The sequence below is a fragment of the Sorangium sp. So ce836 genome, from assembly GCF_028553905.1.
In the GTDB taxonomy this organism is placed as follows: Bacteria; Myxococcota_A; Polyangia; order Polyangiales; family Polyangiaceae; genus Sorangium; species Sorangium cellulosum_D.
This window is the reverse complement of sequence record NZ_CP102233.1, coordinates 7,053,326-7,077,591: the sequence shown is the minus strand read 5'-3', so window position 1 is coordinate 7,077,591 and position 24,266 is coordinate 7,053,326. Positions and strand designations below refer to the sequence as shown.

Annotated in this window: 14 protein-coding genes; 9 read left to right on the top strand and 5 right to left on the bottom strand. The window is 69.2% G+C overall.

Features of this window, described 5'->3' with window-relative positions:
* Positions 1–37 precede the first annotated feature (37 nt).
* From NQZ70_RS25625 to NQZ70_RS25600, 6 genes are all read left to right on the top strand, one after another.
* Positions 38–8,146, top strand: a complete 8,109-nt coding sequence (locus tag NQZ70_RS25625) for an SDR family NAD(P)-dependent oxidoreductase (protein ID WP_165374156.1) — start codon at positions 38–40, stop codon at positions 8,144–8,146.
* A 62-nt stretch (positions 8,147–8,208) separates the two neighbouring features.
* Positions 8,209–9,093, top strand: a complete 885-nt coding sequence (locus NQZ70_RS25620) for an alpha/beta hydrolase (protein ID WP_207217947.1) — start codon at positions 8,209–8,211, stop codon at positions 9,091–9,093.
* 60 nt (positions 9,094–9,153) lie between these two features.
* Positions 9,154–9,969, top strand: coding sequence for a class I SAM-dependent methyltransferase (locus NQZ70_RS25615; RefSeq protein WP_129576540.1), 816 nt, complete (start codon positions 9,154–9,156; stop codon positions 9,967–9,969).
* Positions 9,970–10,414: 445 nt separating this feature from the next.
* A complete protein-coding gene (locus NQZ70_RS25610) occupies positions 10,415–10,693 on the top strand; it encodes a hypothetical protein (protein ID WP_129576539.1) in 279 nt (92 codons plus the stop codon).
* Positions 10,694–11,292: 599 nt separating this feature from the next.
* On the top strand, positions 11,293–12,699 hold the full coding sequence (locus tag NQZ70_RS25605) for an MFS transporter (RefSeq protein WP_129576538.1): 1,407 nt from the start codon (positions 11,293–11,295) through the stop codon (positions 12,697–12,699).
* A gap of 39 nt (positions 12,700–12,738) precedes the next feature.
* A complete protein-coding gene (locus tag NQZ70_RS25600) occupies positions 12,739–14,058 on the top strand; it encodes a hypothetical protein (protein ID WP_129576537.1) in 1,320 nt (439 codons plus the stop codon).
* A 91-nt stretch (positions 14,059–14,149) separates the two neighbouring features.
* Here the strand turns inward: NQZ70_RS25600 and NQZ70_RS25595 are convergent, their stop codons facing one another.
* From NQZ70_RS25595 to NQZ70_RS25575, 5 genes are all read right to left on the bottom strand, one after another.
* The gene (locus NQZ70_RS25595) at positions 14,150–17,287 is read right to left on the bottom strand and encodes a multidrug efflux RND transporter permease subunit (protein ID WP_129576536.1); all 3,138 of its coding nucleotides are present in this window, start codon (positions 17,285–17,287) and stop codon (positions 14,150–14,152) included.
* A gap of 26 nt (positions 17,288–17,313) precedes the next feature.
* Positions 17,314–18,507, bottom strand: a complete 1,194-nt coding sequence (locus NQZ70_RS25590; protein ID WP_129576535.1) for an efflux RND transporter periplasmic adaptor subunit — start codon at positions 18,505–18,507, stop codon at positions 17,314–17,316.
* Positions 18,508–18,583: 76 nt separating this feature from the next.
* Positions 18,584–19,762 (bottom strand): hypothetical protein, encoded by a 1,179-nt coding sequence (locus tag NQZ70_RS25585; protein WP_129576534.1) that lies wholly within the window; start codon positions 19,760–19,762, stop codon positions 18,584–18,586.
* Positions 19,763–19,783: 21 nt separating this feature from the next.
* A complete protein-coding gene (locus NQZ70_RS25580; protein WP_129576533.1) occupies positions 19,784–19,975 on the bottom strand; it encodes a peptidoglycan-binding protein in 192 nt (63 codons plus the stop codon).
* A gap of 209 nt (positions 19,976–20,184) precedes the next feature.
* Positions 20,185–20,361 carry a hypothetical protein gene (locus NQZ70_RS25575; RefSeq protein ID WP_207217946.1) on the bottom strand — a complete coding sequence of 59 codons (177 nt, stop codon included), beginning with the start codon at positions 20,359–20,361 and terminating at the stop codon, positions 20,185–20,187.
* 434 nt (positions 20,362–20,795) lie between these two features.
* On the opposite strand from NQZ70_RS25575, the gene NQZ70_RS25570 reads away from it, so the two are divergent.
* The 3 genes from NQZ70_RS25570 to NQZ70_RS25560 all read left to right on the top strand — a co-directional run bounded on the left by NQZ70_RS25570 (position 20,796) and on the right by NQZ70_RS25560 (position 23,837).
* The gene (locus tag NQZ70_RS25570; RefSeq protein WP_207217945.1) at positions 20,796–21,047 is read left to right on the top strand and encodes a hypothetical protein; all 252 of its coding nucleotides are present in this window, start codon (positions 20,796–20,798) and stop codon (positions 21,045–21,047) included.
* Positions 21,048–21,591: 544 nt separating this feature from the next.
* Positions 21,592–22,719: a PHB depolymerase family esterase gene (locus NQZ70_RS25565; protein ID WP_261344359.1), complete on the top strand. Its 1,128-nt coding sequence runs from the start codon at positions 21,592–21,594 to the stop codon at positions 22,717–22,719.
* Positions 22,720–23,027: 308 nt separating this feature from the next.
* On the top strand, positions 23,028–23,837 hold the full coding sequence (locus NQZ70_RS25560) for a response regulator transcription factor (protein ID WP_129576530.1): 810 nt from the start codon (positions 23,028–23,030) through the stop codon (positions 23,835–23,837).
* Positions 23,838–24,266: the final 429 nt, after the last annotated feature.

Here is a 24,266-nt window from a genome sequence, read left to right as displayed (position 1 = left end):
AAGATCATCCTTTGCGAGGCGGCGTAGAGCAATGGACATGAAAAGCATACTTCTCGCGGTGAAGACTGGGAAGCTCAGCCCTCGCGAGGCGGCCGCGTTCATCAAGCGATTCCGATCGCAGGCCGCGGACGAGCGCGCGCCGGGCGGAGGCTCGTCGCCGCCGCGCCAGGCGGCGTCGTCCGGGAGAGGCGACGCTCAGCCCTCCAGGGCGCTGTCGCCGCTCGACCCGGCGGGCGCGCAGCACGCAGCGCGAGCCCGCCTCCAGCGGATCGTCAGGGACGTGCTTCGGCTCGACGAGGACGTGGATCCCGATCGGCCATTCTCCGAGCTGGGAGTGGACTCCATCATCGCGATGCAGGTCGCTAGCGAGGTCAACGCCCAGCTGTCCACGAAGCTCAGGGCGACCGATCTCTATAGCTACCCCAGCGTCGGCGAGCTCGCCTCCCTCGTTCTGGAGAAATTCCGAGACGAGGTGCTGGAGAGGTGCCTGGGGAGTGAAGACCCAGCGGCTCCCCCGACGGTGGATCGGAGCGCCTCCGACGCAGAGGGGGCCGCGCTGCGGCACGTCGACCGGGTGCCGGGTAGCGGGCGCGGGGGCGCAGCGCGCGCGGCGTCCGGCGCCGCGGCCGACGCGCCGCCAGCCGGGATCGCCGTCATCGGCATCTCCGGCCGGTTCCCCGGCGCCGCGGATCTCGACCAGTTCTGGGACGTCCTCGCGAAGGGAGTCGACTGCATCCAGGACGTGCCGGTCGTTCGCTCCACCTTGACCACGGGCAAGGCGCCGAGCGGCGGCGCCGGGGGCTCTGACAGACCACGCTGGGGCGGGATCCTGTCGGACGTGGACATGTTCGACCCCCTCTTCTTCAACATCTCACCCCGCGAGGCAGAGCTGATGGATCCTCAGCAGAGGATCTTCCTCGAGGAGGCGTGGAGAGCGATCGAGGATGCCGGTTACTCCGACAGATCGATCGATAAGCGGTGCGGGGTGTTCGTCGGAGTGGCTCCCTCCTACTACCTGCCGGCGCCGGCGAGCAGCATGGAGGTGATGGGCAGCTCCAACGCGATCCTGCCTGCCAGGCTCTCCTACTTTCTGGATCTCAAGGGACCGGCCGTCGCGGTCGACACCGCCTGCTCTTCCTCCCTGGTGGCGATGCATCTCGCCTGCCAGAGCATCTTGAGCGGCGAGTCGAAGATGGCCATCGCCGGTGGCGTCTCGTGTACGCTGATCAGGCCGCAGGCCCACTCCTTCCTGGTGGACGCTGGGATGCTCTCGCCGAGCGGCAAGTGCCACGTCTTCGATCGCAAGGCGGACGGGTTCGTACCTGCCGAGGGCGTCGGGGTGATTGTGCTGAAGCGCTTGGACGACGCGCTCCGAGATGGCGACCATATTTACGGCGTCATCAAGGGCTCGGCGCTGAATGAAGACGGCAGGACCAACGGCATCACCGCTCCCAGCGGCCGCTCGCAGTCCGCCCTGGAGTGCGAGGTATACGCGCGAAGCGCCATCGATCCGAGCACGATCACCTATGTGGAAGCTCACGGTACGGGGACGAGGCTCGGGGATCCGATCGAGGTCGAGGCGCTCACGGACGCGTTCCGCAAGTTCACCGACGAGAAGCAATTTTGCGCCCTGGGCTCCGTCAAGAGCAACATCGGCCATGCGCTCGCAGCGGCCGGCGTGGCTGGCGTGCTGAAGGTGCTGCTCGCTCTCGACAGGAAGCAGATCCCGCCGAGCCTGCATTTCGACGAGGCGAACGAGAACATCGACCTCTCGAACACGCCGTTCTTCGTGTGCCAAGAGCTCCGAGAGTGGCGGGTCGAGCGTGGCGGCGCCCGGAGGGCCGCCGTGAGCTCCTTCGGCTTCAGCGGCACGAACGCGCACCTCGTCGTCGAGGAGGCGCCGTCCATGCAGCACGAGGCCACGAGACGGCAGAGGGTGCCTTGCTTCCTGATCACGCTGTCCGCGAAGCGCGAAGAGGCGCTGCGCAGGCGCTGCGCGGAGCTCAGGCGGTGGATCGAGGGGACAGGCACGGGTGAAGACGTCTTCGACGTGAGCTTCACGCTGAACGCCGGGCGCAGCCATTTCCCCTTGAGGCGGGCGTTCGTCGTGGAGGACACCACGGAGCTGGTGGAGGCGCTCCGGCGGGGCGAGGCGGAGCGAGCCCCGGCGCCCGGGGGCTCGCAGGTCGCGCAGGAGGACCTCGCTCCGCCGGCGATGGCAGCGCTCGGCCGACGCCTGCTGGATGAGCTCTACGGAGCCGCGCTCGACCGGGAGTCCTACAAGGAAAAGCTGAAGGCGCTCGCCGACCTGTATGTCGCGGGGTACGACGTCGACTGGGACCGGTTCTACGCAGGGCAACGTGGGCGCCGCGTGAGGATGCCTACCTACCCGTTCGCTGCAGAGCGCTTCTGGCACGAGGCCCCGGGCGACCTCGAGCGGGGTGGCCGCGGACGCGGCGCGGCGAGCGGTGGACAGGGGCTACACCCGCTGCTCGACCGCAACGAGTCGACCTTCGAGGAGCAGGTCTTCAAGAAGACCTTCGACGGGAGCGAGCTCGTCTTGGAGCACCACGTCGTGGCCGGCGACAAGGTGCTACCGGGGGCCGCCTACCTGGAGATGGCGAGGGCCGCCGCGGCGGCCTCGGACCCGGGACGGCCGGTGAGCCAGATCAAGAACTTCGTCTGGAGCAGGCCCATCGTCGTCAAGGACGCGAACGTCAACGTCGATATCAGGCTGAAGCGGAGAGCGGCGGGGATCGACGTGCAGATCTCCGCGGACGGGCCCAGGACCAGCCTGGCCAACGGCCAGGGAGTGGTGGTATATCAGACGGCGGGCGAGCATGACGGGAGGGCTGAATCGCCGCGCGTCGACATCGCGCCGATCAAGTCTCGCTGCGACGTTCACGAGGAGGAGGCTCGGATCTACTCCGAGCTCAAGCGCGCGGGCTTCGCGTATGGCGAAGGGTTCCGTGGCATCCGGGAGTGGTGGAGCAACGAGGCCGAGGCACTCTCGAGGATCGAGCTGTCGGACGACGTATGGCGCTGCTTCCCGCCAGAGGCGCTGCATCCGGCGATCCTGGACTGTGCCGTGCAGACGGTCGCCGCGCTGGGTCGCCGCAGCGGGGTGAACGAACAGCACCTGCCCTTCTCGGTCGCAGAGCTCCGTCTCGTCGGGCCGCTGGGGCGCCGCGTCTACGCCCACGTCAAGCGCTGCGAGGGAGGGGAGCAGCGGAGCGGCCAGCGGTACGACGTCTGGATCCTCGATGAGCAAGGCCGCTTGCTGGTGGAGCTGCGAGAGTTCCTGCTCCGCTCGGTGTCCCGCGGCGCGGAGAGGAGCACGAAGCCGCTCGCCAGGGCGGCGGCGAGCTCCGCGAGCTGGGAGCGCATCTACTATCGTCCGATCTGGTCGGAGTCACTCCTGAGGGAGAGGAGCGGTCAGCGAGGGCGCTTCGATCCGTCTGGGTCGCTGCTCCTCCTCGCGGACGGTAAGGAGGGCGCGGGCGAGCTGTCGACTGCAGCGCGAGCGCTCCTTGGGACCTCTTGCCGGGTCATCGTCGTGAACCACGGAGACCGCTTCCAGCGCTGCCGGGAGGACGTATACGAGATCGACCCCCGGGCGCCGCGGGAGTACGATCTACTCGTCCAAGACCTGAGCAAGCAGGGGGCTCCGCCGCGCGGCGCCGTTCACCTCTGGGGTTGGGGGGCCGCTCCCCTGGATGTGCATTCCGCCGCCGATGCCGCGATCCTGGAGGAGTCGCTGGACGAGCAGCTAGGCCTCGGGATGTTGGCGATCTTCGGCCTCGGCAAGGCGCTCATGCGCCTCGGCGGTGACGCGGTGCGGCTGGTCAGCGTCTATCCAGGCGGCAGAGGCGCGGTGCCCATCCTGTCCATGCTGGGAGGGTTCGCTCGCAGCGTGAAGAGGGAGAACTCGAAGCATTCCTACAGGGCCGTCGAGGTCGACGACGCGCGGGTCGATCTGAGAGGGGCGCTGGAGATCGGCGTGGAGGAGCTCATGGTTCCAGAGGACGGCGACGTCGAGATCCGCCGTCGCGCTGGCCGGAGGGAGGTGCGGCGCTTCGAGGAGGTGCGCGACGAGCGAGGCAAAGACATCGCCCGCAGCGCGCAGACGCCGTTCAAGCCGCGGGGGGGCGTCTACCTGATCAGCGGCGGAGGCGGCGGGATCGGGCGGATCGTCGCTAGGCACCTCGCGGAGGCCTACAGCGCCCGGCTGGTCCTCGTGGGCCGGTCGGCGCCGACCCGGGACATGCACGCCGAGATCGAAGCGCTGCGGCGCCTGGGGGGAGACGCGTGCTACCTGCAGGGCGACGTCGCGGTCCGCGCGCAGATGGCGGAGGTCGTCGCGCAGGCGCGCAGGCGCTTCGGCGAGATCAACGGCGTGCTCCACGCGGCAGGCGTCGTGAAGGACGCGCTCGTGGCCGAAAAGACGTGGGGATCCATGCAGGAAGTCCTGCGGGCAAAGGTCCTCGGCACGATCAACCTCGACGCCGTGACCAGCGCCGAGCCGCTCGACTTCTTCACGATGTTCTCCTCCCTCTCATCCGTCATCGGGAACACCGGCCAGGCTGACTATGCGGCAGGCAACAGCTTCATGGACCATTTCGCCGCCGCGAGGAGCGCGTGGGTTGCGGCGGGCCTCCGGCGCGGGAGCACCGTGTCGGTCAACTGGCCGCTCTGGGAGAGCGGGGGCATGCGGCCGCCCGAGGAGCTGCTGCGGAGCTGGGGTATCCGGCCCCTCACCGCGGAGGAGGGCGTGGACGTCCTCGCGGACGCGCTCCGTCGGGGAGAGGCGCAGGTCATCGTCGTCCAAGGGGAGCGGACCAAGATCGCGCGCGAGCTGGGGAGGACCCCGGGGCCCGCGGACGACAGCCTGAGAGCCGTAGATGGAGAGCGCGCGAGCGATGGCGAGGCTCGGGCGCGCGTCCAGGAGACGTTGCTGGTGGCCGTGAAGGACATCCTGAAGGTCAGAGAAGGGGATGTGTCCATGGACCAGCATATGAGCGAGTACGGCTTCGACTCCATCTCGCTCACGGCGTTCGCGAGTCGCATCAACGACGTGTACGATGTCAAGCTGACGCCGGCTGTCCTGTTCGGGCACAGGTCGCTCGGGAGCGTCCTCGATCATATGTGGAAAGAGTACGGAGAGCGACTCAGGAGCTATCACGAGGAGCTCGGTCTGCCTCCGCCCCCGGGCGAGGGTGGGGAGGATGGGAGCGCGAGCGCGCCTCATGAGGATCGACCCGGACACCTGGTGACCCCAGGCGGGGACGAGCGCCAGCGCTCACGTAGACAGGCCGAATCCGCACCGGACGATGATGACGTCGCGATCATCGGGCTCAGCGCCGTCCTCCCGCAGTCGCCGGATCTCGAGAGGTTCTGGAGCAACCTGGAGAAGGGACGGGATCTGGTGACGGAGATCCCTCCGACCCGCTTCGACTGGAAGAGGTGCTACGGGGATCTCGACGCAGCGGGCAACATCACCTGGTCGAGGTGGGCGGGCCTGATGTCGGACATCGACAGGTTCGATGCCGGATTCTTCAACATCTCGCCCCGCGAGGCCGAGCTCATGGACCCGCAGCAGCGGATCTTCCTGGAGGCGGTCTGGGGGACCATCGAGAATGCGGGCTACGCGCCGTCCAGCCTCTCTGGCTCGAGCGTGGGGGTGTTCGTGGGGACGTCGACCAACGACTACGGTCAGCTGCTGGCCGAGTTCGCGGACGGCGGAGGGCATGCCCTCACAGGCATCGCGCCCTGCATGATCGCAAACAGAATCTCGTACATGCTCAACCTCCGCGGGCCGAGCGAGGCGATCGATACAGCCTGCTCCAGCTCCCTCGCAGCCCTCCACCATGCCATCAGAGCCATCCGTCTGGGCGAGTGTGACGCGGCGCTCGCTGGAGGAGTCAACGTCATACTCAGACCGATGCCCTTCGTCGCCTTCAGCAAGGCGGGGATGCTGTCACCGGACGGCAGGTGCAAGGTGCTCGACAGGAAGGCCAACGGGTACGTTCGCGGGGAAGGGGCGGGCGTCGTCCTGCTGAAGCCGCTCCGCAAGGCCCTCGCGGACGATGATACCATCCACGCCGTCATCAAGAGCACGGCGCTGAACCACGGTGGTCGGGCCAACCAGCTCACCGCGCCCAACCCTGGCGCACAGGCGGACGTCATCGTCGCGGCGCACGAGCGAGCCAAGGTGGATCCGAGGACGGTCGGCTACATCGAGCTCCACGGGACGGGCACCTCGATCGGAGATCCGATCGAGATCAACGGCCTCAAGGAGGCGTTCAGGCTGCTCGCGGCGCGGTCCGGCGGCAGCGCGCCATGGAGCAGGGGGGCGCCTTTCTGCGGGCTGGGCTCCGTCAAGAGCAACATCGGTCACCTGGAGCCCGCAGCCGGGATCGCAGGCCTGATGAAGGTGGTGCTCGCGCTGAAGAACAAACGGATCCCCGCGACGATCCACTTCGAAGAGCTGAATCCATACATCGAGCTCGACGGCTCTCCCTTCTATGTCGTGGACCGGACCACGGACTGGCAGCCGCCCCGCGGGGACGCAGGCGAACCTCTGCCTCGGCGCGCGGGGATCAGCTCGTTCGGCTTCGGCGGCGTCAATGTCCACGCCGTCGTCGAGGAGGCACCCCGTCGAGGGGACGCGCCCCGACCCGAGAGCGGTCCGGAGGCCGTGATCCTGTCCGCAAAGAGCCAAGATCGGCTCCTGGAATACGCACGCCGACTGCTCGAGTTCCTGACGCGACGCGAGGAGTCCGGCGAGCAGCAGCCGTCGCTGGGAGACATCGCGTACACCTACCAGGTCGGTCGGGACTCGATGGAGTTCCGCTTGGCGCTGGCGGTGAGCTCTCGGCGCGAGCTCATCGACAAGCTGAGGCATCTGGTCGTGGATGCGCAGCGAGAGAGCGGCGTCTACCTCGGCGGTGGGCGTGGCGGCGACAAGCCGGCGAACCGTGGCTCGATGGACGGGTCGACGCTCCGGGAGCTGGTCGGGAGCGGCGAGCTGGCACGCGTGGCCGAGCTCTGGGCGCAGGGGCTGGACGTCGATTGGCGCCTGCTCTTCCCGGGCAGGCGCCGGACCCGGGTGCCCCTCCCAGGCAACCCGTTCATGGGACGGCGGCATTGGTACTCGGCGACGAGCGCGTCGACGGAAGCTGCTGGGGGAGGCCTGGAGCGTGGCTGGACGCGCGAGGAGGCCGCTCCTGGCACAGGCAAGGTCGTGCTCTCCAGACCATCGGAGGCGGCGCTCCAGCTCGCCGCGGGCCAGCTCCAGGCTCGGAGATCGCCGGCCGTCGATTCCATGGCGCTGCTCGGCGATGTCGCCTCGGCGTGGAGGGAGCTCGACGCGCGAGGCGAGCTCAAGCGGATACGCAACGTCACCTGGTGGACCCCGCGCGATGCCGCCGAGGTGGACAAGGAGCTGATCGAGATCGAGATGTCTGCGTCGGGCGCGATCTGCACCCTCTGTACGGAGCGCGGCGGGAAGTCCGCCGTCCATCTGACGGCCGAGCTGCTCCACGGGCACGGAGGCGAGGGCGACACACCCTACGTCGACGTCTCGCTCGCCGAGGCCCGCTGCGTTCGGCGGCTGAGCGGCGACGATATCTACGCTGGGCTGCGAGCCGCGCTGGAGCATGGAGCTCGGCCTCGCTTGCTGCAGCAGATCTTCGCGGGCGAGGACGAGGCTGTTGGAACGCTCGCCGTGCCGACGCAACAGGGATCTACCGCAGGCCTGAGCGCCCTGCAGGCGGTGCTCCATGCCGCCCAGGCGGCGTGGCTCGGCGAGGAGGGGACGTTCCTTCCTCGAGAGCTCGCCGAGCTGGAGATCTTGAGCGATGAGGGGCGAGCCTGCTACGTGTATCTGCTCCGGAAAGCGAGCGAGGGGGCCGATGACGCCGGGTACAACTTCGCCATCATGGACGAGTCCGGCGGCGTGATGCTGAAGGGGATCGGGCTGCGGGTCGGGCGGGCGCGCGGGGAGGCGTCGCTGGGACCGGAGCGCGGCGCGACGAGCGGCCCATGGACCTATCCCGTGACCGCGAGCCCAGCGGTGCGCGTCGCGTCGAAGGGCGGCGCCGCTGCGCGCGCTGCACGCGGGCCGCTCCAGGTCGAGCAGGACTGAGCGGAGAGCACGCCGCGATCGAGTTCACCGGGGATCAGCAGCACAGGGCCGAAGAGCAGCGAATGAGCATCCAGCGGACACTCATCACGTCGGTCTCAAGCGGCTCCGGCGCCTCGATGCTGGAGATTTTGACGCAGTCGCCCGAGCCGCCGGAGCGGAGGCCTCCGCTGCTCTTCGTACACGGGTCGTTTCACGGGGCGTGGTGCTGGTCCGAGCGCTTCATGCCGTATTTCGCGGAGCGGGGGTACAGGACGTTCGCCGTCAGCCTGCGCGGCCATGGCGGGAGCGAAGGGAGCGGCGACCTCGACGCCTATGCCCTCGAGGACTATGTCGACGATGTCGGTGCAGCGGCAGCGAGCCTCGAGGAGCCCCCCGTCCTCGTGGGGCACTCGCTGGGGGGCGCGATCGTGCAGAAGTACATGACCAGATCGGATCGGCGCTGTCGGGGCGCTGTCCTCATGGCCTCCCCGCCGCCGCAGGGCGCCTCGACCGCCGCCGTGCTCTGCGCGCTGGCCCATCCGCTCGTCTACGGCAGGCTGGTCGCCTTCAATGCAGGGTGGAGCGCCCGCGCTCCGAGGGATCTCTTCTTCTCGAAGCGCATGGATCGCGCGAAGGCAGACGCCTGCATCGGGCGCTTCCGGCGCCAGTCACGCCGCGTCTTTGCAGATTTCAAATATTTTCATATCGACGCCCCCGGCGAGCCCAGCCTGCCCATGTTGGTCGTGTGCGCCAGAGGAGACAAGTTCCTGCGCCTGACGAGCGCGCACGAGACGGCTCGTTTCTACGGGGGAGCCATCAGGGTGATCTCCGGGCCCGCGCACGACATGATGCTCGATGACGGGTGGCAGCTTGCGGCGGGGGAGATAGCAAGCTGGTTGAGCGCCGTCGAGGAGCGCGGAGGCTTCGACCCCGGGCCGCGGCGCGCGGACGGGGGACAGCCGGGCTAGACGGCAGGCGAGAGGGGGCATGCCTGTAGACCGCTGTGAGAAACGAGAGAGCACTTACCTATGACACTGTCGGGTTCATACCAGGTCAACCAGGTTTCGGTCCATGTCGACGTGGAGCTTCAGCGCTTGCGCGCGCAGGTCGACCTATTCTGGGCGAAGGAGCTTCAGCGTTACATCGCGCACGGGCTCCGGGATGGAATGTCCATCGTCGATGCCGGGAGCGGCCCCGGCTATTTCACCTCGAAGCTGCTGCACCGGTTCCCGGGATCTCACGTGACGGCGATCGAGCAGGACCCGGTGATGACCGAGCGGGCGACGGCGTACTGGAAGGAGCAGGGCCTGGCGCGCGCCGTGATGGTCGAGCGATCGATCCTGGACACCGGGCTCCCGGAGAGCTCGTTCGATTTCTCGATTGCGCGGTTGCTCCTCGAGCACCTGGAGAGCCCGGCGATGGGCGCCAGGGAAGTCCTTAGAATACTAAAGCCTGGTGGGAAGGCGATATTTGTCGATAATGACTTCGATCTATACACAAGGACCTACCCGCCGGTGAAGTCGCTGAAGACGCTCTTTGAGGCCTACTGTGCGTGCCGCGAGTCGCAGGGCGGACATCCGAGGCTGGGTCGCAGGCTGCCGGTCGTCTTGAAGGAGGCTGGGTACCGTAACGTGGATCTGGATGTCGTGGTGGCCCACAACACGCTGATGGGCGACAAGGCATTCCTGGAATCCGAAGGGATGAGCATCCCGCTGAGGCTGGTCAAAGAGGGATTCCTGTCGAGCAACGACCTGGCCGAGCTGGTGAAGGAGTGGCGAAGCTTTCTGCAGAACGAGGAGCACGTGATCGTCCGGCAGCTGTTCGTGTGCGCGGGCGAGAAGTAGCCCGTTCGAGTCTCTTGCCGCAGTCCAGGTCGTCATGACGAAGACCGCCGAGTGAGGGCCGCCTGGCACTGCCCGTCGAGCTCGCACCGGAGGGCCGCGCCCTGCGGGAAGTCAGGGATGCGGGTCGGTGCATGGGCGTGTCTACTCGTAGCGGGAGGCCGGAGAATTTAACGCCAAGGCGCCAAGGTGCAAAATAACAAGAGAGAGGAAGGTCATTCTTGCAGTCCATTGACGACGCGATGGATGCCCTGCCTCACCTTCACTTCGCCGAAGTTGATAACAATCGCGAGCTTGAGATCGGACAGCCGCAGCTAGGTGAGGGACTGCGCCTCGAACACTCTGTTGTACGCGGCCGCCGCCTTGCGCTCAAAGCGTATGGGTTTCGGACCTACGAACACGCGGAGATCGCCCTCTACCACGCGCTCGGGAACCTGCCGGAGCCCGAATGGCTCACCCACAAATTTTTTCTGAGGAGGCTGCTTTTTCTCCGGTTCTCCGGTTCTCCGGCAACTTCACCGGAGAGACCGTGGCCTATCCGGACGAGAGCGATAGCTGCACCACGCTGCCGTTTACGGCCCACGCTGTCTTCAACGCCACCGACAAGGGGATCGACCTTTACACAGACGCGGACTGCAACGACTTCATCCTGCACGAGCCGGCGAACAACTTCCACAGCTTTTTGACGCGGGACGTTCGTAGCTACCGCGCGTCGACCGGCGACTGACCCCTCGCGCGGCGCCCAGCCCGACGGGGGGCGCGTGACGACGCCCCGGGCCAGAGGACGATAGAGAGGAACGGCCGAGGCCTCCGAGCGGGAGCCTCACCGACGCTGTCCGGCAGGCCGGGGCGGGAGCCGGCGGCCTCCCGCCCCGGCGTTCTGCCCGCGAAAGCTCGCGGCCGCCGCGACCGGCGCGCGAAGCTCCGGCTGCTCGTGTCTGCGCGCCGGGAAGCAGAGACAGAAGCAAACTACCTTCATGATGAACGCCGCGAGCGCGCCCTGACCGCCCCGCGGAGAGGTCGCGCCCGATCGTCTGGTCGGAGATGCACGCGAGGCCCCGCGCACGCGAGCGCGCCGAGCTCTCGCCGCGAGAGGGGCCGATGCGCGTCGGCCGGGGGATCTCGACGCTGGACGAGAACGTTGCGCCGCTGTTCCGGTCTCGTCTCCGCCGGGTAGGTCAGGGAACGAGGTTGGGCGCACTTGTTGGCAGTCAGAAGGATAGGTAGTATGGGTCTCGTCATCATCCGGTCCCGCTGGAAAGTTCTTGGTGTGCTGAAGTCTCTCTGCGCGGACCATCCTCTCGGGAGATCCAAATGAGTACCAACATGACAAGTGGCGTAGTCCAAGGCGACGCCGACGCAGCCATCGAGGATGCCGGGACGATCCGTCGCGTGATCACCGCGTCGTCGCTCGGAACGCTGTTCGAGTGGTACGATTTCTACCTTTACGGTAGCCTCGCCGTGTTCTTTGGCGGGCTGTTCTTTCCTTCGGGCAACGAGACTGCGCAGCTGCTCGCGAGCCTCGCGACCTTCGGAGCAGGGTTCGGCGTGCGCCCGCTCGGCGCCATCGTGTTCGGGCACATCGGCGACCTGATCGGCCGCAAATACACGTTCCTCGTCACCATGGCCACCATGGGCATCTCCACCGCGCTGACGGGCCTCCTGCCCACGTACGAGCAGATCGGCATCGCCTCGACCGTCCTGCTCGTGCTCTTGCGCCTCTTGCAGGGCCTCGCGCTCGGCGGTGAGTACGGCGGCGCCGCCACCTACGTGGCCGAGCACGTCCCGGACCAGAAGCGCGGCTATTATACGAGCTACATCCAGACCACGGCCACGCTCGGCTTCTTCGTGAGCATGGCGGTCATCGGGTCCACCCGCTCGCTGTTCGGCGAGGCGGACTTCAAGTCGTTCGGCTGGCGCGTGCCGTTCCTGCTCTCCTTCCTGCTCCTCGCCATCTCGCTCTACATCCGCGTGAAGATGAAGGAGTCGCCGCTCTTCTCGAAGCTCAAGTCGACCGGCAAGGTCTCGAAGAACCCGATCAAGGAGACCTTCTCTCACCCGCTCAACCGCAAGTACGTGCTCCTCGCCCTCTTCGGGGTGACCGCGGGCCAGGGCGTCGTCTGGTACACGGGCCAGTTCTATGCGCTCACGTTCATGCAGAGCGTGCTGAAGATCCAGTGGCAGACGGCCTACACCATCATGTCGGTCGCGCTCGCGCTCACCACGCCGCTGTTCCTGGTGTTCGGCGGCCTGTCCGACCGCATCGGCCGCAAGAAGGTCATGATGGCCGGCTGCGCGCTCGGCGCGATCTCCTACGTCCCGATCTACATGGCCATGAAGCACTTCTCGAACCCGAGCGGCCTGCCCGTGGCGAACCCGGACGAGGTCAACGTGCCCATGATGATCCTGCTCATCGGCCTCCAGATGGTCTACGTGACCATGGTGTACGGGCCGATCGCGGCGTTCCTCGTGGAGCTCTTCCCCACGAAGATCCGCTACACCTCGATGTCCATCCCTTACCACCTGGGCAACGGCTGGTTCGGCGGCTTCTTGCCCCTGATCGCCACGGCCGTCACCGCGTCGGCCTGGGCCAAGGAGACGTTCGGGGCCGGCGCCATCTACACGGGCCTGATTTATCCCATCGCTGTCTGCGCGGTGACGTTGATCGTGGGCGGTCTCTTCATCCACGAGACCAAGGATCACCGCATCGACGCCGACGTCCACGGGGCTTGACCAGCGCCGAACCCGCGCACCCGATTCAGAGGAGAACTCATGATCATTTGGAAGACGCCTAGCGCAGCGCTCGCCGCCTCTCTCGCGCTGGCCGGAGTCGCCGCGCCCGCCACGGGCAGAGCGCAAACGGCGGAGCCGCAGCAGCCCGCGCCGGCCGAGGCCGCGGTGGAGCCTCGCCCCGCTCCTCCGCCGCCGGTCGAGCCGAAGAAGCCCGAAGACAAGCCTCTCGTGCGCGTCTACGGCATCGTCAAGCCCACCGTCGTCGTCGGGAACGGCCTCGAGTCCTTCGGAAACCCGAACTACTCCGCGCCCACGGCCGCGGCGAACCCGGTGTTCCTCGCCGATCCGGACGCCGTCGGCCTGAGCTTCCAGGCGGCGCAGACGCGCTTCGGCGTGACCGCCGGGGAGGGCACGCCCGTGAAGGGGCAGTTCGAGGTCGACTTCATCGATTTCGGCAAGTCGTCGCCGGCTCAGGCGATGAGCCTCCGCGTGCGGCAGGCGTTCGTGGAGTGGTCTCCCGCCGAAGGACACAAGCTCACGCTCGGTCAGCTCTGGGACCTGTTCTCGCCGCTGAACACGCACACGTACAACCTCGTCGGCGCGCTCTTCCAGTCCGGCAACTCGGGCTTCGTGCGTCACCAGCTCAGCTACGTCGCCACCCTCGGCAGCGTCGAGGTGGGCGCCGCGCTCGGTCTGGTCAGCCAGAACGTCACGGCCATCCTCAACAACGTCGAGTACTCGCGCACGCCCACCTTCGCGCTGCGCGCGGGCTACCGCGCCGAGAAGGCCGCATGGGTCGGCGCGTCGGTGATCGCCACGTCGCTCGCCTTCGACGCCAACCTGCCGACGGAAGAGAGGAAGCTGGCGATCGGCGGCAACCTGTTCGCCGAGGTCACGTCCGGTCCGCTGAACCTGCGGGCCGAGGCTTACGGCGGCCAGAACCTCGCCAACCTGGGGCTCCTGACGCTCGGGCAAGGCAACCGCGCGACGGATGTCGCCGAGGTGGGCGGCTGGGTGTCGGGGAAGCTGACGTTCGACAAGCACGCCCTGCATCTCATCGCGGGGGCCGCGGTGGTGCCGAGCGCCGACGACATGCTGCTCGGCTACACGCCCGGAACACCGGCGACAGAGGGCGCGCCGGCCACGCCTGCCGCGCGCGTGGGCGGCAATGGCCCCGGCATCGAGCGCAACGTGACGGTGCGCGCGGGCTACGCCTTCTCGCCCATGAAGGGGCTCTCGCTCGTGCTCGAGCCCTCTCTGATGCTCACGCGCCACAAGCTCGATCCGGCCGCCGAGGTGGATAAAGGGGCCGACCGCGTGGGCTGGGCCGTCGAGGCGGGCGGCCTCTACCAGTTCTGACGGCCCGCGCGCCGGAGCGCGCTGGCGCTGACCGCGACGGCCCCGCCGCCGCCCGCCAGCGCGCAAGGCGCGCTCCCTCCGCCCGCGCCGGCTAGCCGCTCACCGCGCGCTCGCCGGCCCCCGCTTGCGGGTCGCCGGCCGCCCCCCCGCGCCGCCGGCGGCTGACCACCATGAAGAACAGCGGCGCGAAGAAGATGCTGAACAGCGTCGCGGTGAGCATGCCGCCGAACACGCCCGTCCCGATGGCGTGCTGCGTGGCCGAGCCCGCGTTCCGCGCGAACACGAGCGGCACCACGCCCAGGATGAACGCCAGCGACGTCATCAGGATCGGCCGGAAGCGCAGGCGCGCCGCCTCGATCGCCGCGTCCCGCACGCTCTTGCCCTGCTCGCGCAGGCTCTTCGCGAACTCGATGATCAGGATCGCGTTCTTCGCCGAAAGCCCCATGATGGTGATGAGCCCGACCTTGAAGAACACGTCGTTCGGCAGGCCGCGCACCGTCATGGCCAGCACCGCGCCCAGCACCCCGAGCGGCACCACGAGGATCACCGAGAGCGGGATCGCGAAGCTCTCGTAGAGCGCCGCCAGCACCAGGAACACAACGACCAGCGACAGCGCGAGCAGCGCCGGCGCCTCGGCCCCCGACAGCCGCTCCTGGTACGACTGCCCCGTCCACTCCACCCCGAACCCCGGCGGCAGCTGCGCGGCCAGGCGCTCGATCTCCGACATCGCCTCGCCGCTGCTCCGCCCGGGCGCCGGCGCGCCGCTGATCCCGGTCGCCGGAAACCCGTTGAAGCGCGCGAGCTGGAGCGGGCCGCGCTCCCACGCCGCCGTCGCGAACGCGGAGAGCGGCACCATCTGACCGGCGCCGTTGGGCACGGACAGCCGCAGCACGTCCTCGACCTGCATCCGGCTCGCCTCGTTCGCCTGCACGATGACCTGCTGCAGCCGACCCTGGTTGGGGAAATCGTTCACGTAGGTCGGGCTCAGCGCGGTCGACAGCACCCCGGCCGCGCGCTCGAAGCTCACGCCGAGCGCGCTTGCCTTCTGGCGGTCGATCCGCAGCCGGATCTGCGCGGCGTCGGGCTGCGCCTCGGCGCGCACCTGCGCGAGGACGGGGCTCCCCGCGGCGAGCTCGATCAGCCGCTGCTGCGCCGCCAGGAGCGCCGCGTTCCCGCGCCCGCCCCGGTCCTGCAGCTTCAGGCTGAAGCCCGAGGTGCTGCTGAGCTCCATGATCGGCGGCGGCACCAGGCTGTACACCACGCCGTCGCGGATGTGGCCGAGCTTCTCGTTCGCCAGCGCGGCCTCGGACTGGGCCGTCGCGCCGTCCGGGCGCTCGCTCCAGTCCTTCATCGTCAGGAAGATCATCGCCACGTTCTGTCCCGAGCCCGAGAAGCCGAAGCCCGGGAAGGCCGCGACGCTGCGGATGGCGGGGCGGCCGAGGTAGTGCGCCTCCACCTGCTCGACCGCCTTCAGCGTGCGGTGCTGCGTGGCCTCCGGCGGGAGCTGCACGTCGACGATCACGAGCCCCTGATCCTCCTCCGGCAAGAAGGCGGTCGGCAGCCGGACGTAGAGCAGGCCGAGCGTCGCGACGAGGATCGTGAACCCGAGGAGCATCCGGCGGCGCCTGTCGAGCGAGCCCGCGACCCAGCGCCGGTACCCGGAGGTGAGCCGCTCGAAGCCGGCGTTGAACCAGCCGAGCGGGCCGCGGCGCCGCGCGTGGCCGGCGGGGACGGGCCTCAGCAAGACCACGCAGAGCGCCGGCGTGAGCGTCAGCGCCAGGAACGCCGAGAACAGGATCGAGACCGCCATCGACATCGAGAACTGCCGGTAGATCGCGCCCACCGAGCCCGACGCGAACGCCATCGGCACGAACACCGCCGAGAGCACGAGCGTGATGCCGACGACGGCGCCCGAGATCTCCGCCATGGCCTTCCGCGTCGCCTCCCGCGGGGACAGCCCCTCCTCGGCCATCAGCCGCTCGACGTTCTCGACCACGACGATCGCGTCGTCGACGATGATGCCGATCGCGAGCACCATGCCGAACAGGCTCAGCATGTTGATCGACGCGCCGGCGAGGAGCATCACCGCGCACGTGCCGAGCAGCGCGAGCGGCACCACGATCGCCGGGATGAGGGTGTAGCGGATGTTCTGCAGGAACAGGAACATCACGACGAACACGAGCACCATGGCCTCCACCAGGGTCTCGAGCACCTTGTGCACCGAGGTCCTGACGAAGGGCGCCGTGTCGTAAGGCACGCTGTAGGTCACGTTGGGCGGCAGGCCCCGCGAGAGCTCCTCCATGCGGGCGCGCACGAGATCGGAGGTCTTCATCGCGTTCGCGCCGTTCGCGAGCTGGATGCCGATCGCGGCGTCGGGCTTGCCGTTGCTCCGCGACGACGACGCCACGTTCTGCGCGCCGATCTCGATCGTCGCGACGTCGCGGAGGAGCACGCGCGACCCGTCGGGCTTCGCGCGGAGGACGATCGCGCCGAAATCCTCGGGCGTCGTGAGCTGCCCCTCGGCGATGAGCGTGGCGCTGATCTGCTGCGTCGGCGGGCTCGGCAGATCGCCGATGCGGCCCGACGCGAACTGGACGTTCTGCGCGGCGATGGCGGCCGACACGTCGGCGGGCGAGAGCGCGAGCGCCGCGAGCTTGGTCGGATCGATCCAGATCCGCATCGCGCGCTCGCTGGTCCAGAGCTGCACGCGGCCGACGCCCGGGACGCGCTTGACCTCGTCGATGATGGAGCGGGCGAGGATGTCGCCGAGCGCGGTGGGGCTCAGGCTGCCGTCGCGCGACGACAGGCTGACGATCATCAGAAAGCTCGACGTCGAGGCCTCGACGAAGAGGCCGGATTGCCTCACGGCCGCGGGCAGGCGGGGCTCGACCGCCTTGAGCCGGTTCTGGACGTCGATCTGCGCGAGATCCGGGTCGGTGCCGGGCAGGAAGGTCGCGGTGATCTGGGCCCCCCCGGAGGCGTCGCTCGACGACTGGAAGTAGAGCAGGCGCTTGGTGCTGCTCAGCTCGCGCTCGATGAGGCTGACGACGCTCTGGTCGAGCGTCTCCGGCGTCGCGCCAGGGTAGCTCGCATAGATGGAGACGGTCGGCGGCGCGACCGACGGGTACTGCGTCACGGGGAGCCGCGGCAGCGCGATCGCCCCGAGGAGCGCGATGAACATCGCGATGACGACCGCGAAGACGGGCCGGTCGATGAAGAAGCGCGACATGCTGGCCTCGATCTGCTCCGCGCGCGTCAGCGCGCCGCCGACGCCGCGGGCGCGGGCGCGGGCGCGGCGGCCGAGCCCGCGGGCGTCGGCGTGAAGGGGACGGCGCGGACCTCGGCGCCCGGGGCGACCTTCTGGTGGCCCTCGACCACGACCTTGTCGCCGGCGTTCAGGCCGGAGGTGACGATGTAGCGGTCGTGATCGACGCCGCCCGTCTGGACCTGGCGCACGGCCGTCTTGCCGTCGGGCTGGACGACGAGCACCGTCGCGTTGCCGCCGCCGTCGCGCCCGACCGCCTGCTGCGGCACGGTGAGGGCCGCCTGGTCGACGCGCTTGGCGAGCTTCACGCGCACGAACATGCCGGGCAGGAGCAGGCGGCTCGGGTTCGGGAAGCGCGCGCGCAGCGTCACCTCGCCGGTGCCGGGATCGACGCTGATGCCCGAGAAGAGCAGCTCGCCCTTCTCGGGGTGCTCGACCCCATCGTCGAGCACCAGGATCGCGGCGTGCTGGCCCGCCTCGCCCCCGGGCGCGCCGTCCAGCGCGGCGCGGCGCAGGCGCGTGAGCTGCGAGGCGGGCTGCTTGATGTCGACGTAGACCGTGTCGATCTGCTGGATGACGGCGAGCGGCGTCGCCTCGGCCTGGCCGACGAGCGCGCCTTCGGTGACGAGCGCGCCGCCGATCCTGCCGCTGATCGGGGCCGTCACGGTCGCGTAGCCGAGGTTCAGGCGGGCGAGCGAGAGCGCCGAGCGCGCCTGGGCGATCTCGGCGTGGGCCATGGCCTGGGCGGCCAGCGCGTCGTCGTACGCCTCGCGGCTGACCAGCCCCTCCTGCACGAGCGCGGTGGCGCGCTTCGCGCGCGCCTCGGCCTGGCCGAGGTTGGCCTGCCCCTTGGCGAGGGCGGCGGCGGCGCTGTCGACGGCGGCCTTGAGGGGCGCGGGGTCGATCACGAAGAGCGTCTGCCCCTCCTTGACCTCGCTCCCTTCGGTGAAGCTGCGCTTCAGGACGACGCCCGCGACGCGCGCGCGCACCTCCGCCAGGCGGAGGGGGGCGACGCGGCCGGGGAGCTCGTCGCGGAGGGTGACGGGCTCCATCTGGACCTCGATGACGCTGACCTCGGGCGGGGGCGGCGCCGGCGGGGCGTCGGCCGCGGCGCGGCACGCGCCGAGGCCGAGGAGGAGGAGGGCGGCTGGGAGGAGCCCGCCGAGCTTGCGGAGGTGGGTCATACGTCGATGCAGCCTGGCGCGAGGAGAGAGATCGTCCCCTGGGTTCGCCTTGGCGTAGTGCATGGCGGGGGGGCTTTCAACCTGCGGGGCCGCGGGCGCCGCAGGCGGAGGGCCCGGCCCTTCTGGCGGAGGAGGCCGCGCTCGAGGCGCGGATCGACGCTCGGACGGCGGAGGGGGAGGTCCTCGAGGCGGAGATCGCCTCGGTGGAGGAGGCGCGGGGGGCGTCGGTCTGGGCTTCGGCGCGGCCCTGTCTTCGATCCTCTTCTCGCCGCTTCACTTGGCCACTGGGCTCGCCGACGTCGCCATGAACACGCAGGGCCGTACGCAGCTCGTTCGTTCTCTCTCGCAACCTGCTGTGCAGTCTTGGACGTCGACGCGACCCCGGATCTGCCCGCGTCCACGGCTCACGAACGCGCGGGTGAAGTATCCGCCCCGGCGCCGGCAGCGCGGCGCGCGTCGTCGCCCTCGCCGGGCCGGGCGGCGCGGCGGCCCGCAGCGCCCGCTCCCGGTCGAACCAGCCGCGCGCGCCCGCGTAGCGCGCGCTCCTGCGGAGGCGGACGAGGATCCAGGCGCCGTCGGCGAGCTCCCGCCCGTCGTGCAGCGGGTAGGTGAGCGCGCCGGACGCGCCCACCGCGAGCCGCGCGGGGTCGAGCGGGATCCCTCGATGGAACAGCACATACGTCATCGGGCCGCGCACCTGCTCGGGGGAGAGCGTCACCTCGAGGCCGCCCTGGCAGAGCAGGTGCTCGGCGCCGCCGGGCGCGCTCGTGAGCAGCTGCGACACCCCGCCGACGAGCGAGGCCCCCGCCGCGCCGAGCACGAGCTGCGGTCCGGCCAGGCTCGCCGTCTCCACCATGCCGGCCACGATCCCGAGGCTCGCCGACGCGGCGCCCTTGAGCAGGCCCGCGAGCGCGGTGTCGCGGCGGAGCGCGAACAGCGAGACGCACAGGGTGATCGGGCCGCCGCGGTAGTTGCGATCGGGCAGCACGGGGCGATCGAACACGGGCGCCGTCCTCGCGCTGCCTTGCAGCTCGAACGCGCCGAGCGCCGCCTGGTAGCGCTCGAGGCCCCCGACCAGGGAGATCTCGAGCGTGCCCGAGGCGGTCCATTTGGAGAACCAACCATCCTCCCGGTTCAGGAACCACGCCACCGCGTCGACCCCGAGATAATGCCGATTGGGCAGGAGCGGCCCATCGTCGCCGCCTGGCAGGATCGTGTAGTACCGGTATTCTCCCTCGCCCGCCTTCGCCACCATCCTGGTCTCCTCTCGACCTGATCAGCCCCTGACCGCGCCGAGCCTCGCGTCGAGCGCCTTCAAGGTGATTTGCCCCGCGACCCCGTCCACGAGGAGCCCGCGCTCGGCCTGGAACGCCTTTACGGCTTCCTCCACGCGATCGCCGAAGACGCCGTCGACGCCGCCTCGGACCTGGATCCCGCGCTCGAACGAGGTGGAGCAGCAATCGGGCATCGAGCGTCTGTTCGTTGTCCGTGCGCGCCGCGCGCGGGGGCGACGGAGACGAGTACCGTCATCGGCTCCCGAGCTGCGAGAGCGACCGGCGGCGCGCGAGCTTTTGGGTGGATGTAAGTTTCTGTCCCGGCCGGCGCCGCCGCCAGTCGCCACGAGCTCCGCCGCGGCGCCGTGGTCGACGTGAGCGGGCGCGCTGGGCGAAACCAGGGCTAAAATCCACTGCGCAGCAGCGCCCCGCCGCCGCCTGGCAGGACCGCGGGCGTGAGGGCGACGGTCGCGCCCTGCTGAGGTGACGTCAGGAGGAGCACCAGGCCAGCGCCGATGCCGGCGAGGCCAATGGCGCCGAGCACGGTGCCCGTGGCGGTGAGCGTCTGACCTTGAGACATGAGCGTTTATGTCGTCCGCGTTACAATGCGATGGATTCGGGCATTCTTCCTCGAGATCCAACTTCGCTTTGAGCGCGAGCCCGCCCGCGGCGCGGCGACCGCCGGAGTCGGCGCGGCTTCGATTGGAGGCGGCGCGAGACGCAAGATTTTGCGCGCGCCCTCCGTGATGATCACTGGCGCTTCGGTCTGCCTGCCGTCGGTCCATTGCGCGACGACGGCGTGGGTTCCGGGGTCGAGCGGGAGCTCGCTGCCAAGGCTGGCTTGCGGAAGCGCGGCTCCGTCGAGGAGTACCTCCGAGGGTGCTGGCGCGCCCTGGGCGAGCTCGATCACGAGCTTAGGAACGGCACCGACGTCCTCCTGATCGACGGTGCCACGATGGACAGCCCACGCGGGCAGCCGCGCGTCTCGGCCGCGACGCCGAGGTGTTGGCGACGGTGGTGTTGCGAGGCAGGACGCTTGGCGGCCAGGAGGTCGAGACCGCCGAGTGGACCTACCCTGTCCGGGTCTGCTTCGCCTGCAGCCGGTGCGAAGACACGTACCCGCCGACCTGCTGCGCCAGGGCCGCGAGCGAGGAGTGCCGGGACCTCGACGAGATCAAGAGCTTCTGCTCCGGCCAGCGGGCCGCGCAGGACTGCCGCAACTTCGGTCAAACCTGCGCCGAGTACATCGCGGGCTTCGGGTTGTAGGACGCACGAGGAGCTCGGTGCCCATCCGTGCAACTGGGCGGATGATCGAGTCCGATACTGACCCGGATCGTCCAGTCCACCGGCGTGGGAGCGACGTCTCGCAGCGAGGCATAGGCCAGTTTGCCTATGCCTCGCTGGAGAGGTCTCGGCTATGAGCTCGTTGCAGGCACCTGCATCGGGTGACGCGGCGACGGACGACGATCTGGGAGCAGGGAAGCTTGGACACGTTTCACACCCTCGGCAAGACCGATCCCAGAGGTCATCGCGTTCGCGGCTCCGCGGCGCTGGTCTGCTCCAGCCAGGGAGATGTGACGACCGACGCACGGCCGCCGAGCACCCCCGACCCCTCAAGCCGGAGCTTCCTTCGGCAGCTCCGGTGCCCAGCCGCCTGGGCGCGCCCCGCCGGTCGCCTGCGACGACCCATGGGCAGCGATCCCTATCGACCTGGGCCGGTGCCTCAAACCTTCAAGGACGCGACCCGAACACCGGATACCGTCCCCGTATCCACCGCAAACGAAGGTGCTGATCAATGATGAACCGGCGAATGAATTCACCACGGCTGATTCTGCTATCAGGAGCGCTCGGCATCGCCCTCTTGGGCTGCGGCAGCGACGGCGACGGGACCACCACCGGCGGCGGCGACGGCGGCGGCACCAGCGGCTCGACCAGCTCGGGCGTCACCTCCGGTAGCGGCGGCAGCGCCGCGTCCGGGGACACGACGACCACGTCGTCTGCGGGCACGACGGGCTCCGCCGGCGGCACCGGCACCGGCGGGGGCGGCGCCGGGGACGCGGGCACCGGCGGCGCAGGCACCGGCGGCGCGGGCGCCGGGGACGCGGTCACCAGCAGCGGCACGGGCGGCGGCGGAACCATCACCTGCCCGTCGCCCGCGTTGAGCGCTGGCGACACGAACAAGACGGTGATGGTGGGCTCCCAGAGCCGCAGCTACGTCTTGCATGTCCCTGCCACGTACGACGGCAGCAAGCCGGTGCCTCTCGTGGTCGACTTCCACCCGCTCGGCGGCTCTGGTCCGTCGGAGCGATCGGGCTCGCCCTATCCGGCGCAGACCGACCCGGAAGGCGTGATCATGGCCTTCCCGAGCGGGCTGTCCGGCCCCTCGGGCGGCGCCTGGAACGTGGGGCCCTGCTGCGTGGCCGACACCGACGACGTGGCGTTCGCCAGGGCGCTGGTGGCCCAGATCCAGGAGAGCGCCTGCATCGACCCCAAGCGCATCTACGCGGTCGGCTTCTCCATGGGCGGCGGGATGTCCCACTACCTCGCTTGCCACGCCGCCGACGTGTTCGCGGCCGTGGCGCCCGCCGCCTTCGATCTCCTGCAGGAGAACGTCGGCGGCTGCGAGCCGTCGCGTCCCATCAGCGTGATCTCGTTCCGAGGCACGTCGGATCCCGTCGTGCCCTACGCCGGTGGAGGCTCCTCGGTGGTGCGCGGCATGCCCGTCACGTTCCTCGGCGCGAAGTCGACCTTCGCGAAGTGGGCCGACATCAATGGGTGCACCGGCTCGCCGTCGGCCGAGAATGGCCAGGGCTGCTCGACCTACTCCAATTGTCAGGACGGCGTCGAGGTGACGCTCTGCACCAAGCAGGGAGGCAGCCACGAGCCCGGCAACGCCACGGTCGGCTGGCCCGCGCTGAAGCGGCACGTCATGCCGTAGCCCACCCCAGCCGTTCTATGTTCCTCGGGACATCGTGCGGCCTCTGCAGCACAGGCTGGGAGAGCGAGCGGAAGAACTTCGAATAGGGCGACGGCGCGTCGCCCGACGCGCGGAGCGTTTGGTGTGCATCGCCATTGAAATAATCTTCTGCTGATATATCCGTCGCACCGTGAGAGCGCCGCCACATGGCGAGCGAGCTCGCGTGTTGACCGCTGACACCCCGATCGGCCATACTGGCAGGCGATCCTTTGCCTTCCTGCGTCCTGCGCGACCTCGTCGCTCAGGGACAGGAGCCGATCGGCTGTTCCATGAAGGTCAGCGGAACCACAATCCTGACGCGGAAGACCTTGGTGAGCCGGAGGTTCGGCTCGGAGGCGTGGCGCGGCTTCTTTCGTGAAGTGGCGGTGGCCAACCCCTGGTTCAAGCGGCCGATCACCGCCAGCAGCTTCGTCCCGCTGCCCGAGTTCCTCGCGTTCCACGACGAGCTCGTCCGGCGGTTCTACGCGGACGGCAAGGACGCGCTCTTCGAGCTCGGGGCCGAATCGGCGCGCTGGGCGCTCGTCGACGGTCCGCTGCAGCGCTTCGTCCAGGATCCCGACATCTCGTCGCTGGTCGCGACCACCCAGAACATCTGGCACCGGTACTTCGCCGAGACGGACAGCCGCTCCGAGGCGACGCTGAGGGACTCCGGCATCGAATTTCGAGTGCGTGACCTCCCCGCATGGCACCCGTATTTCGAGTACTTTGTGGTCGGGTACACGAAGGAAATGCTGGAGATCTATTGCGCCAACCCGATCTGGACGCATCGCCTCACGGGGGGACACGGCACGACGTACGGCTACCTGCTCGCCACAGATCCTGTGCCGTCCGCTCCTCCGAGCAGCGAGCGCGGCGCCCGGTGCGGTCGGCTCCTCCGGCCGCGAAAAGCGCTCACGGGGCGCGAGCTGGAGGTCCTGCGGCTCGTCGGTGCCGGCAAGACCAACCGCGAGATCGCCCTCGTCCTTGCCATCTCGGAGAAGACCGTGCAGCACCACGTCGCCCACGCCTACGACAAGCTCGGCATCTACAGCCGCGCCGGCGCGACGCTGTGGCTGGCCGAGCGGGGGCTCCTGGGCTGACCGGCGTCGACGGGCTCCGGTTCGTGCTCAGCGCCGGCATCGCCGGCGAGGGCCTCTCGCAAGCGCCGGGCTGAGCCCGGACATCCCGCCCGGCCGGCGCGCGGCCGCGGCGGATGCATCCCCACCGTCCCGCGCGCGCCCTGTCCCGAATACGACCCGACGCCGCGGCGCGAGCAAGGTTCGGACGCGATGCGCTGGAATCGACCCGGAAGGTGGGGAAGGGGACCAAGGCAGGGTGCGTCGGCAGCTGGCTTGGTGTATCCGCCCACAAGGGCATGAGTCGAGGCTGTGATCTCGAGCTCGGATACGCGTCGTCCAATCGCCGGTGGTCGGGCTGGTTCAAATACAGGCTGGCATCGCGGTGTCCCTACTGCATACTGCGCAGCGTCCGCTTCGCGCCACGCCGCGATGCGGCCGACAGCGCGACTT